This window comes from Streptomyces sp. NPDC008137, from assembly GCF_042957035.1.
Classification (GTDB): Bacteria; Actinomycetota; Actinomycetes; order Streptomycetales; family Streptomycetaceae; genus Streptomyces.
In genome coordinates this window covers 237463-249593 of the sequence record NZ_JBIBHN010000006.1, presented here as the reverse complement: position 1 = coordinate 249593, position 12131 = coordinate 237463, and the positions used below count along the sequence as shown (strand labels likewise).

At 71.2% G+C, this 12131-nt stretch carries 8 protein-coding genes, 1 tRNA gene and 1 pseudogene; 2 read left to right on the top strand and 8 right to left on the bottom strand.

The features are described from left to right. Positions 1 to 7: 7 nt before the first annotated feature. From ACFZBT_RS12800 to ACFZBT_RS12790, 3 genes and pseudogenes are all read right to left on the bottom strand, one after another. Positions 8 to 1123 carry a DUF5937 family protein gene (locus tag ACFZBT_RS12800; RefSeq protein ID WP_391101995.1) on the bottom strand — a complete coding sequence of 372 codons (1116 nt, stop codon included), beginning with the start codon at positions 1121 to 1123 and terminating at the stop codon, positions 8 to 10. 743 nt (positions 1124 to 1866) lie between these two features. Beyond that, a pseudogene (locus ACFZBT_RS12795) lies at positions 1867 to 2715 on the bottom strand (relaxase/mobilization nuclease domain-containing protein); the annotation flags it as partial. Between the two features lie 253 nt (positions 2716 to 2968). Next, a tRNA-Gly gene (locus ACFZBT_RS12790) sits at positions 2969 to 3042 on the bottom strand. A 550-nt stretch (positions 3043 to 3592) separates the two neighbouring features. Here ACFZBT_RS12790 and dcd point away from each other — a divergent pair. Then, on the top strand, positions 3593 to 4168 hold the full coding sequence (gene dcd, locus ACFZBT_RS12785) for a dCTP deaminase (RefSeq protein WP_391101992.1): 576 nt from the start codon (positions 3593 to 3595) through the stop codon (positions 4166 to 4168). Positions 4169 to 4179: 11 nt separating this feature from the next. Next, positions 4180 to 4668, top strand: a complete 489-nt coding sequence (locus tag ACFZBT_RS12780; RefSeq protein WP_391101989.1) for a phosphoribosyltransferase family protein — start codon at positions 4180 to 4182, stop codon at positions 4666 to 4668. Positions 4669 to 4763: 95 nt separating this feature from the next. Here ACFZBT_RS12780 and ACFZBT_RS12775 read toward each other — a convergent pair whose 3' ends face one another. The 5 genes from ACFZBT_RS12775 to ACFZBT_RS12755 form a co-directional block, all read right to left on the bottom strand. Beyond that, on the bottom strand, positions 4764 to 5804 hold the full coding sequence (locus tag ACFZBT_RS12775) for a YIP1 family protein (RefSeq protein WP_391101986.1): 1041 nt from the start codon (positions 5802 to 5804) through the stop codon (positions 4764 to 4766). A gap of 148 nt (positions 5805 to 5952) precedes the next feature. After that, complete coding sequence (locus tag ACFZBT_RS12770; protein ID WP_391101984.1) at positions 5953 to 7386, bottom strand: FG-GAP-like repeat-containing protein; 1434 nt, start codon at positions 7384 to 7386, stop codon at positions 5953 to 5955. A gap of 57 nt (positions 7387 to 7443) precedes the next feature. Continuing rightward, positions 7444 to 8892 carry an FG-GAP-like repeat-containing protein gene (locus ACFZBT_RS12765; protein ID WP_391101982.1) on the bottom strand — a complete coding sequence of 483 codons (1449 nt, stop codon included), beginning with the start codon at positions 8890 to 8892 and terminating at the stop codon, positions 7444 to 7446. A gap of 86 nt (positions 8893 to 8978) precedes the next feature. Next, positions 8979 to 10400 (bottom strand): FG-GAP-like repeat-containing protein, encoded by a 1422-nt coding sequence (locus ACFZBT_RS12760; RefSeq protein WP_391101979.1) that lies wholly within the window; start codon positions 10398 to 10400, stop codon positions 8979 to 8981. 35 nt (positions 10401 to 10435) lie between these two features. Continuing rightward, positions 10436 to 11842: an FG-GAP-like repeat-containing protein gene (locus ACFZBT_RS12755; protein ID WP_391101977.1), complete on the bottom strand. Its 1407-nt coding sequence runs from the start codon at positions 11840 to 11842 to the stop codon at positions 10436 to 10438. Positions 11843 to 12131: the final 289 nt, after the last annotated feature.

Sequence of the window (12131 nt, the reverse complement as noted above, 5' to 3'; positions counted from 1 at the left end):
CAGATGGCTAATCAGTCGCCTCGCCATCGCCGTGCAGGAAGCTTTCCAGGCTGGGGGTCAGGCCCGCCACTTGGCCGGACGCAAGCCGGTACAGGACGTAATAGCCCTCGCGGCGGCGCTCCAGCAGGCCCGCGTCCGCCAGCACCCGCAGGTGCTTGGACAGGGCGGCCTCGCTGACGCCGACGAGTGGGGCCAACTCCTGTGTGCTGCGTGGGCGTTCGGCGAGCAGTCGCAGGGCGCGCAGCCGGGTGTCGTCGGCGAGCGCGCGGAGTGTGCCGACGAGCCTGGTCGGCGGAATCCGCGGGCGGGCTTCCCGGACGATCGAGGAGACGGGGAAGACGAGCCCGAGGGGCCACGGACCGTCGCAGTTGACGCGTACGTGCGGCCACACATAGGCGCTGGGGGCGAGGACGAGTGTGTCGTCCGGGCCGATGGCGACCTCGTGGTCGTGCGGCCGCTCCAGCCAGAAGCGTTCGGCCTGCGGATCGCTGCGCACCTCCGGCCACAGGCCGCGGAGCATCCCGTACAGGCCGCGCTGCTCGATCTGGTGTCCGGCCTCGCTGACGCCGGCGGCGAGTTCGGGTTCGAGCCGTGCCCATTCCTCCTCGAACGCCTCCCGCCAGTAGCGCTCCAGCATGCTCAGGAACCGTTCGAGCAACGCGCGGGGATCGTCGAGGAGCATCGCGGCCATCGTTTCGTCGCTTTCCCGTGCGACTCGCTCCCGCAACAGGCCGCGTACCTCCGGTTCGTCCAGCACGCGCGGATCCCTGCCCTTGCCGCCGCCCGGCCAGGGCGTGAGGAGGGGGACGGCGAACTCCAGGCGGACCAGCTCCGGATCCGCCCCGCGCAAGCCGGCCAGTTCGTCTTCGAAGTCCGTCAGTCCACCGATCGGCTGCGGAAAGAGGAACTCGGGGAAGTACGAGCGCACCGCGTAGGAGAACGCCTCGATCTCCCGCTTCAGCGCCGGGGTCAGCTTGCGCATCGCACGCACCCAGCCGTGCTGGACGGGGTGGTGCTTGGGCTCCACCAGCACATGGAGACTCAGTACGGCTTCCATCGTCGGCGAGTAGGCGAACCCCACCCGCTCCGCACCGCCGGCCGGGACCCGGAACACGATCGTCATGACCCGTCATCCTTGCCTCACGGCGTCCGCGAGGGGAGCCGCGCCGCGCCGCAAGCGGCAGGGGCCGACCTGAAGGACATCCAGGAGATGCTCGGCCACTCGCCGATCACCATCACGGCCGACACGTAAAGGAGCCTGCTCCCCGAGGCCGCAGCGCGGCTCGTACCGCGCGCCCGCGCCACCTCCGAGAAGGTGGCCCTGGCCCTGCGAGGTCATACGACTGGCCCGCATGCGCTGGGCTGCCCACCCTGGGAACCAGCAGAGCAGGCAGGCGGCCACTCAGAGGCCGGTGACGGGCTGCCCGGTGAGTGCTTGGGCGATTTGCCAGAGCTGACCGCCGCGGGACGCCTTGACGAGTACGACGTCACCGGGGCGGAGGATGGATTCAAGGTAGGCGGTGGCGGTGGCGTTGTCGCCTGCCAGTGCGATGTCGGGAACTCCTGCTGCGCCTGCTGAGAGGGCCAGTTGCTTAGCGAGATCTCCGCCGACCGCGACACCGAGGTCGACGCCGCTTTCGGGGCCATGCGCCCCACCTCGCGGTGGGCTTCGGCGGACTCGTCTCCCAACTCCAGCATCTCTCCGAGTACGGCGATCCTCCGGCCGCCGGCGGCCTCGGTCGTGTCGCCGTCTGACTCGGTCATCAAGACTCTCCGTTGTGAGTGAGGGGCGCGAAGGTGATTGCGCGGCCGGTGTAGGAAGCGGATACGCGGCTGAGGGGGACTCGATCGTGTGTCTGGCCCCACGGCGGTGGCGTGGTGCCAGGGGTTGCCCGGCCGGACGGTCGCGGGCTCAGGGGTGGTCGTGGCGAGGCGATTCCGAATCTGGGGGAGGGAGAGGTCGCCGGCGAGGGTGGAACCGGCGTAGAACATTCGCCGGAAGGACCCAGCTTCAGTCGCACGGTCACACCCGTGGCCTCCAGAAGGGCGAAGAACTCGGCCTCGGTGGAGGCGGCTGCCATCGCACGGAGGACCCGAAGGCGCAGGATCTCGCGGGAAGTGGCGTCCTGGCCCAGGCGCTTGGCCTTGAAGTGCTCCTTGCTGGTGGGACGTTTGGCGGCGGTGCCGTCGCCTGGCTTCAACCGCCTCAGCCCGTAGTCGACTTCGATCTGGCGGGCTTCGCGCTGGACGGCGCGCTGGTCGTAGTCGCGCTGGGGGCGGCGGCCGTCCTGGCGTACGAGGGTGGCGGCGATGTGGATGTGGTCGTCGGCGTGGCGGACGCCACCCAGCGGCACGCTTTATCGTCCCCGTCGGGGGCGAGACCGGCGGCGGCCACGATCCGTCGGGCGATGGCGGCCCACTGGTCGTCGGTGAGGATCGGCTCTTCGGGGGCGGCACGGACGGGGCAGTGCCACATGGTGTACTTGGGTGCCTTGTCGCCCAGCATCCTCACGGGCTGGTCGAGCTGTGCGGCGAGCTGTGCCTCCACCTCTTTCGGGGCGCGGTGAGGGCTGCGGCCGGGTCGGGGGCGAAGCCGTTCCAGGGGGCCACCAGGTGCGGGTCGACGTGCTCGTTGGCCCTGCCCTTTCCGAAGAGGTAGCCGATGGTGCGGCGCGTGGCCTGTGGCCCCTTACCGAGGATGATCTTCGGGATCAAAGGCTCACCGCCCCTCTGTGATCTGGGCGATGGCGGTGTCCAGATCAGCGATGGACGCCTCCACACGGCTCAACAGCCGTTGGACGGTGTCAGGGTGTGGCCAGGCGCCGTCCGGGCGTTCCAGCGATCCAGCCAGCACCCAGGTGCTCCTGGGGAGGGGCTGACCTGGACTTGGGGCACGTGGAGGGCACGTGGCTCTCGAATTGGACTAGACAACAACAAAACCCCAAGCCTCTGACCTGGGGTTTCTCTCTGGAGCGGGTGACGAGAATCGAACTCGCGCTCTCAGCTTGGGAAGCTGATGTTCTACCATTAAACTACACCCGCGTAAGACGCCGACGGAGTCGGTGTGCGAACGTTCGCCACTTTACCCCATGTCAGGCCCCGGGTGTTGATGCCTCGGGGCCTGAGGGCGTTTCAGGGGTGGGATGCGGCTGCGGGGCAGCGGAGTTGGGGCGTACGGTGGGGACGTGGGCGAGGGTCCGGACGGGACCGGAGTGCCGCCTCGAAGGCTGTTCCTTTGATCCCGTACTGTGGCTTTTGTCGTCAGGCAAGCACCAGCCAGACGCGGCTCTTGGGGAAGGGACTCTTGGACTTGATGGAGCGCACCGTCGTCCGTTGTGCCGATGGGCACGTGTTCACCACCGCTTCGTTCCCGATGCAGCAGGCCGAGCGACTCGGTCCCGGCCGGCTGCTCCGGTGCCCGCGGTGTACGCGCCTTCGGAACGTCGTGCCCGTCAGCTACCAGAAGCGGTAGCGGGCGGAGCGAACGGCGGCGAGCAGGAGCAAGCAGCGGACAAAGGCATAGCAAGAGGGCATAAGGCGCGCGGAGTCGTCCGGTTGTGGGCGCTCCGCGCGCCTTGCGTATCCTCGGGGCGTGCTTCTCTCAGACAAGGACATCCGGGCCGAGATCGACGCCGGACGAGTGCGTATCGATCCGTTTGACGACGCGATGGTGCAGCCCTCGAGCATCGATGTGCGGCTGGACCGCTACTTCCGGGTGTTCGAGAACCACCGGTACCCCCACATCGACCCCTCCGTCGAGCAGAGTGATCTGACCCGGCTCGTGGAGCCGGAAGGGGACGAGCCGTTCATCCTGCACCCGGGGGAGTTCGTTCTCGCCAGTACGTACGAGGTCATCACACTGCCCGACGATCTCGCCTCCCGGCTGGAGGGCAAGAGTTCGCTGGGACGGCTGGGGCTCGTCACGCATTCCACGGCCGGCTTCATCGACCCGGGGTTCAGCGGGCATGTGACCCTTGAGCTGTCCAACCTCGCCACCCTGCCGATCAAGCTCTGGCCGGGGATGAAGATCGGGCAGCTGTGCATGTTCAAGCTCAGCTCGCCCGCCGACTTCCCCTACGGCAGCGAGCGGTACGGGTCGCGGTACCAGGGGCAGCGGGGGCCGACCGCCTCCCGCTCCTTCCTCAATTTCCATCGGACCCAGGTGTGAGCGGCCCGGAGATGAGGGAGAACCTCACCTACGAGCGGTTCGGGGTCGCCGTGCGCGAGCTCGCGCAGGTCATCGCCGACGACGGGTACCAGCCCGATGTCATCCTCAGCATCGCCCGCGGCGGTGTCTTCGTGGCCGGCGGGCTCGCCTACGCCCTCGACTGCAAGAACATCCATCTGGTGAACGTCGAGTTCTATACGGGCGTGGGCACGACTCTCGAGATGCCCGTCATGCTCGCTCCGGTGCCGAACGTGATCGACTTCTCCGAGAAGAAGGTGCTGATCACCGACGACGTCGCCGACACCGGCAAGACGCTCAAGCTGGTCCGCGACTTCTGCCTCGACACCGTCGCCGAGGTGCGCAGCGCCGTGGTCTACGAGAAGTCCCAGTCGCTCGTGAAGTGCGAGTACGTGTGGCAGCGGACCGACGAGTGGATCAACTTCCCGTGGAGTGTCGAACCGCCTGTGGTGCGGCGCGCCGGGCAGGTGCTCGACGCCTGAGAGGCAATAGGAAAGACGCCTGAGACGCAATGAGAAAGGGGCTCCGACCTGGAGCCCCTTTCTCGTAGCCTCTGTAGCCGATCAGTCGTCCGGCCTCAGACCGTGCCCAGCTTCACGATCGACAGCAGCGCGATCAGCTGGATCGCCGACGCGCCCAGCGCCTTCGGCCAGGGCAGGTCGTGGGAGCGGCTGACCATGAGGGTCAGGAGGGCGCCGCCCGCGATCCAGGTGGCCCAGCCCAGGAGCTGTACGAACGTCGCGTCACCGCCCGCGAACATCGCGAAGACCAGGCGGGGCGCGTCCGTGAGGGACATGATCAGCATGGACAGGCCGACCGTGGGCTGCCAGGCGCCGTCGCCGCCGAGCTGGCGGGCCAGGGTGTGGGTGACCACGCCCAGGATGAAGGCGCTGATCGCCATCGCGACGGCCGTCGTCAGGACGATCGGGACCGCGTTCGACAGTGTGGCGTTTATGGCGTCCGCGCGGGCGCCGTCGAAGCCGAAGACCGCGAGCAGGCCGTAGAGGAGCGTGACGATGAGGGCCGGGCCCCACATCGAGTAGTCGCGCATCTGGAGGAACGTCTGGTTGGGGGAGAGGACGATCCCCCGCAGCAGGGCCTTCCAGTGCAGGCGCGGGCCGACCGGGGCGGACGGCGGTGCCGCCGCGCCGGCGCGGTAGGTGTCGCCCTGGTTGTAGGGGTCCTCGCCGACCGAGAAGGCCTGGGTGTGGCCCGGGTTGTTCGCCGCGTAGGGGTCCGGCGGGCCCTGGGGGCCGGGCGGGTACGCGCCGTCGCCGAAGTACTCCGGCTCGCCGGGGCCGCCCTGGCCGCCGCCGTAACCGCCGCCAGGGCCACCGGGGCCGCCGGGCCCGGCGTTCGCCTGCGGCCAGGTGGGGCCGCCGCCGTTGCCGTACGGCTGCTGCCGCGGGTACGGCTGCGGCGCCGGCGGGTAACCGTACGACGGTCCCTGCGGCGTCTGCTGCCCGTGCGGGGGGTTATGCGGTCGCGTCTGAGGAGCGCCGTTGTTCCGGCCGCGTCCGATCCTGAATCCAGCCACGTCTTCGAACGTACCTGGTCCCGGGCGGTCGCGTGCCGGGCCCGGGCTTCCGGGCCCGGCTTTGCGGCCGACCTGTGACATCCCTTAAGGGGTAAGCCCCTTCAGGAACTCATGGGTTGTCAGGGTTCTGCCCCAGGGCCGCCAGGGACACAGGGCCCCCAGGGACACAGGGCCCCCAGGGACACAGGGCCCCAAGCCCCCATGGCCCCAGGGCCCCGCACCGCTGGGGTCAGCTCAGCATGTCCTGGCCCAGCCTCAGATAGTCCGTCGTCGACATGCCCAGCGAGCCGGGGCCGAAGCTGATCGTGTTCTTCGTGGTCACGCCCGAGGTCGAGCCGCGCAGGCTGTAGACGGAGCCGGAGGGGTGGTTCTCGCCGTCGGAGCCGATGGAGAGATCCGCCTTGCCGTCGCCGGTGAGGTCGGACAGGCGTAGGGACGCGCCGAAGCGGTCGGCCGTCTCGGCGGTGCCGGGGACGCCCTCGGTGTTCTGGGTGAAGGACTGGGCGCCGGTGGTGGTCAGGCCGGTGGCCGAGCCGCGCAGGACCGTGACGCCGCCGGCGATGTCCGCGGTGCCGACGTCCTCGTGGATCGTGCCGACGGCCAGGTCGCCGTAGCCGTCGCCGTTGACGTCCGCGATGGAGAGGTCGTTGCCGAACCAGTCGTCCTCCTCGTCCGCGCCGGGGACGCCGGGGGTGTCCTGGTCGATCGTGGTCTGGGGGCTGGTGCGGGCGCCGTCGGCGCTGCCGGGGTAGACGCTGACCGAGCCGCCGAGGCTCTTGGTGTCGCCGCCGTAGTCCGCCGTGACGACGTCGCCGTAGCCGTCGCCGTTCAGGTCGCCGACCACGGCCAGCTCCCAGCCGCCGCTCTTCAGGAACGCCTGGTGGGTGAGGCCCGAGGCGGAGCCGAGGAAGACCATGGCGCCGTCCTCGTACGTCGACGCCTCGCTGCCGGTGGCGACCAGGTCGTCGGTGCCGTCGCCGTCGATGTCGCCGGCGGCGAGGCTCTGGGCACCGGCGAGGCCCGCGCCGCCCCGCAGGCCGGTGGCGAGTTCGTCGCGGGCGGTCGAGCCGGAGGCCTTGGTGAAGTGCTGGTGGATCCAGACGTCGCTGCCGGTGCTGCCGACGGCGACGTCCGGGCGGCCGTCGCCGGAGAAGTCGCCGACCGCGAGGGACATGCCGTACTCGTCGTGGGCCGACGCCGCCGGGTCGGAGACGCCCTTGCCGCCGGACAGGCCGCTCTTGCCGCCCCAGACGACGGTGACGGAGCCGCCGTCGGCGTCGGAGCCGACGTCCTCGCCGGTGCTGCCGATCACGAGGTCGGCGTACCCGTCGGCGTTCAGGTCGCCGGAGGCGAGGGCCTTGCCGAAGCGGTCGCCCTGCTCGGCGGTGCCGGGGATGCCGGCCGTGTCCTGGGTGAGGACCGTGCGGCGGGCGGGGCTGATGCCGTTCGCGGAGCCGTAGGTGATGACGACGGCGCCGGCGTCCCGCTTCCCGCCGACGGGCGCGTAGGGCGCGGCGAAGGCGAGGTCGCGGTAGCCGTCGCCGTTGAAGTCGTCGGCGAACTTCGCCGCCGCCGCGGCGGCCGGGGCCGCGAAGGTGAGCGGGACGAGGCCGGTGGTCAGCAGGGCGGCGGCGGTGAGGGTGGCCGCGGTGTGCCTGCGCATGGGGTGTTTCCTCCTCGGAGGTCCGGTGGTAGTGGGCGCGGGTGGGTCCGGCTGGTGTCAGCCCCTGAGGACGTCGCCGAAGGCCGAGTCGGCCGCCGGGCCGCCCACGGTCGCGGCGCCGAAGGACTTCGAGCCGGTGGCGGTCACACCGGACGCGGTGGACTTCAGCAGCCAGACCGCGCCGTCGCCGGTGTTCTCGTACGGGGCGCTCGCGACCAGCTCCGCGCGCCCGTCGCCGCTCGCGTCGGTGAGCTGTACGGCGTAGCCGAAGGAGTCGTACGCCTCTACGGCGCCGGGGACACCCGCGGTGTCCTGGGAGAAGGACTTGGCGCCGGTGCCGGTCAGGCCGGACGCGGAGCCGCGCAGGACGGTGACGGTGCCGGCCTGCTTCTTCGTGCCGATGACCTCGTACGGGACGCCGACCGCGATGTCGGTGTAGCCGTCGCCGTTGGTGTCGCCGGCCGACAGGCTCCAGCCGAAGCGGTCGTTCTGCTCGGCGGCGCCGGGCACGCCGGTGGTGTCCTGGGTGATGCGGGTGGGGGTGCGGGTGCTCAGGCCGCCGGAGGCGCCGTAGGTGACGGTGACCGCGCCGCCGGGGCCGCCGTTCGGCTCGTCCGTGGACTTCTCCATGAAGTTGCCGGTGACGACGTCGCCGAAGCCGTCCTTGTTCACGTCCGCGATGACGGCGGCGTAGCCCCCGGCGGCCTTGCCGCCGGGCGTCAGGCCGGTCGCGGAGCCCTTGTACAGCACGCTGCGGGTGCGGTAGCCCTCGCCGGCCTCCTCCTGGCCCATGACCAGCAGGTCCGACCGGCCGTCGCCGGTGACGTCGCCCGCGACGAGGTTGTCGGCGTTGATGCCGGTCTGGGTGTGGGTGTCGATGCCGGTGAGGCCGGTGGCCTTGCCGGTGCGGCTGATCGGGCCCTGGAAGACGTTCAGCTCGGGGAGGGCGATGTTGGCGGCGGCCAGGTCGGTGTCGCCGTCGCCGTCGAAGTCGCCGGTGGCGACGGACCAGCCCAGCTCGTTGCGGTTCTCGGGGAGCGGCGCGGACAGGTCGGTCGCGGTCTTCAGGCCGCTCGCGCCGCCCCAGACGACCGTGAGGACGCCCGAGTCGCCGGTGGAGCCGATCTGCTCGGCGTGCACGCCCACGACCAGGTCGGTGTAGCCGTCGTCGTCGAGGTCGCCGGTGGTCAGCCGGTCGCCGAAGGAGTCCGACGACTCCGGGACGCCCGGGATGCCGGCAGTGGCCTGGCTGATGATCTGGCGCTTGGAGCTGTCCAGGCCGCCTGCGGTGCCGTAGACGATGGCGACGTAACCGGCGCCGGCCTTGCCGTCGATCTTGCCGAGCGGGGCGGCGATCGCGAGGTCGCGGTGGCCGTCGCCGTTGAAGTCGCCGGCGAGACCGGAGGGGGCGGCGGTGGCGGTCGTCGCGGGCAGGGCCGTGAAGAGGCCGGTCGTGAGCAGGCCGGTGGTGAGGGTCGTGGCCAGGAGGAGGGTGCGCTTGCGCATCGAAGTCCCCGTTTCGGTGTGGAGCGGTGTGGTGTGGAGCGGTTGTGTGGAGCGGTGTGGTGTGGAGCGGTTGTGCGAAGCGGTGATCAGGAGTTGAGGGCCGTGCCGTACGCCGGCGCCCCGGCCGTCGAGATGCCCGTCGTGCCCGGTCCGAAGCTCGTCGAGCCGGTGGCCGTGAGGCCGGTCGCCGTGCCGCGCAGGGACCAGACCGCGCCGTCGCCGTTCTCGCCCGGCGCGGCGACGGACAGGTCGGCGCGGCGGTCGCCGGTGTGGTCGGTGAGCGTGACGCGCTCGCCGAAGCGGTCGCCCTTCTCGGAACCGCCGGGCACGCCCGCGGTGTTCTGGGTGTACGACGTCGCGCCCTTGGTGGTCAGTCCGGATGCCGAGCCGTACAGCACGGTGACGGCACCGGCGGCGGAGTTCTCGCCCGCGGTGCCCACGGCCAGGTCGGCGTACCCGTCGCCGTTGACGTCGCCGAGCGAGACGCCGCTGCCGAAGCGGTCGCCCTTCTCGGCGGCGCCGGGCACACCGGCGGTGTCCTGGGTGAGGACGAGCGGGGCGCGGCCGGTGTCCCGGCCGTCCGGTCCGCCGTAGACGACGGTGACCTTGCCGCCGAGCGCGCCGGCCGGGTCGGCGGAGGTCTCGCGGTCGTTGCCGACGGCGATGTCGGCGTAGCCGTCCTTGTCGATGTCCGCGACGGCGGAGACGTACCCGGCGGGCAGGTCCTGGAGCCAGTCGGTGTAGTTGCTGATCTCCATGTCGGCCATGGTGGTGGCGGCGTCGTCGGTGCCCTTCGCACGGCCGTGCGCGATCACCCGGGGGTGGCCGTCGCCGGCGACGGCGCCCGCGGACAGGTGGGTGACACCGTGCGACGTGGACCAGTCCTCGTTGCGGCTTCCCGAACCACCGCTGTGCTCACCGGACCTGCCGATCGGCCCGGCGACGAGGGAGAGGATGATCGGCCCCGTGGAGCCGACCGCGACGTCCGGGTCGCCGTCGTTGTCGAGGTCGCCCGCGGCGAGGGTCTGGCCGTAGCGGTCGTAGTCCGTACTGAAGAAACTGAACAGCGAACGGGCGCCGGACAGCCCGGACTTGGAGCCCCAGACGATGGTGACGGTGCCGTCGTTGGTGTCGCTGCCGTCCTCGCCGGGCGTGCCGACCAGCAGGTCGGCGTAACCGTCGGTGTCGAGGTCCACGGAGGCGAGGGCCGAGCCGAAGGCGTCGTCGGCCTCGGCGGCGCCCGGCATCCCGGCGGTGTCCTGGGTGAGGAGCGTGCGCGTCGAGGTCTTCGGCCCGCTCGCGCTGCCGTAGACGACGGACACGGCACCCGCCTTCGCCTTCCCGGCGACCGTGGCGCCCGGGGCGCCGATCGCCAGGTCCCTGCGGCCGTCGCCGTTGAAGTCGTACGGGGCGGCGGCGGGCGCGGCGTGCGCGGCGGGGGCGGAGAGGGTGAGGGCGAGCGGAGTGAGGGCCGCCGCGAGTACGGCGGCGGAGAGACGGGTCCGCATGGGGGTGGCTGCCTCGCTGTGAAGTCGTCGGTACGTCACTGGGCGATGGCCCAGGCGAAGTTGGCGCCACCCTTGAGGGAGACGTCGCGGGCCGAGAGGAACTTGGATCCGGTGGTGGTCAGGCCGGAGGCGGCGCCGCGCAGGACGGTGGCCGCGCCGTAGCCGTTCTCGTAGCCGGCGCCGCTGACCAGGTCGGCCTTGCCGTTCTTGTCGAGGTCGACCAGGCGCACCGACATGCCGAAGCCGTCCATGGTCTCGCTGCTGCCGGGCACGCCGGCGGTGTCCTGCGTGTAGGACTTGGAGCCCTTGCCGTTCAGCCCGGAGGCCGAGCCGAACAGGATGGTCACCGAGCCGCCGTCCTCGACCGAGCCGAGGTCCTCGCCCCAGGCGCCGACCGCGATGTCGGCGTAGCCGTCGCCGTTGACGTCCCCGGCGCTGATCGCCGAGCCGAACAGGTCGCCGTTCTCGCCGGCTCCGGGCACGCCCGTGCTGTCCTGGTGGATGACGGTCGGCGTCTGCGCCGGGTCGGGTCCGGTGGGGCCGCCGTACCAGACGGTGATCTGGCCGCCCTTGTGGCCGCCGGGCTTCTCGGCACGCGGTTCCTGGTAGTCGCCGAGGACCATGTCGCCGTAGCCGTCACCGTTGACGTCGGCGATGGTGCCCTTCTCGCCGTCCGCCGTCGGCAGATAGGTGCGGGCGTACTTGGTGCCGGTCCAGCGGTGGTAGCTGATCTCGCCGCCCTCGTCGTCGGTGACGAGGAAGGGGTAGACGCGCTCGGCGGCCCCGTCCCCGCTCATGTCGCCCGCGAACACCTCATACGTCGACCCGAACTCGCCGATGCTGGAGTGGCTCCTGGGGCCGGTCGTACGGCTGAAGGGGCCCATGTAGAGACGCGTGCGGCTCTGGCCGGTGATCGTCACGTCCGTCGCGCCGTCCCCGTCGAAGTCGCCGGTCTCGACGCCGGACGAGAAGCCGCCCCACTCGGACAGGTCCGACGGCTGGGGGAGGCCCTTGCCGCCGGACAGGCCGTTCTTGCCGCCCCAGATGACGGTGGCCGAGCCGACGCCGTCCCGGTCGCCGATGGACTCGTACTGGGCGCCGACGACCAGGTCGGAGTAGCCGTCCTTGTCCAGGTCACCGGCGGCGAGGCTGGCGCCGAAGCGGTCGTCGGACTCGGCGGTGCCGGGGACGCCCGCGGAGTTCTGCGTGATCACGGTCTTCTTCGCCGCCGAGACACCGGACGCCGAGCCGTACAGCACGACGACGGCGCCGGCGCTCTGCACCGAGCCGACGTCGGCGCTCATCGCGCCGATGGCGACGTCGCGGTAGCCGTCGCCGTTGAAGTCGCCGGCGAGGCCGGAAGGGGCGGCGGTCGCCGGGGTGGTGACGGTGAGGAGGCCGGTGGTGAGGCCGGCGGCAAGGAGGAGGGTGCGGGTGCGCAAGGCGGGCTCCGGGGGTTGAGAAGGGAGCCGGACCTTCCGTGTTCGCCGGTAGTCGTCCGGCGGTTCACGCGGGTCGGCGATCAGGAGACCCGTGGCGGGATGTAAGGGTTGTACGTGAGTTCGGTTATTTTCCGAGGCCGGGGATGCCGGGTGAGGCGGGGGCGACGTGGTGGGTCGGCACCGCACGCCCACCGAGACCCGGCGCTCGTCCCCGGCGAGCAGCTCCAGCCGGGCGCTGCTCGCGGACCCCTCGCTGCCCGTGAGAAGGGACAGCCGGTTCAGGATCGTG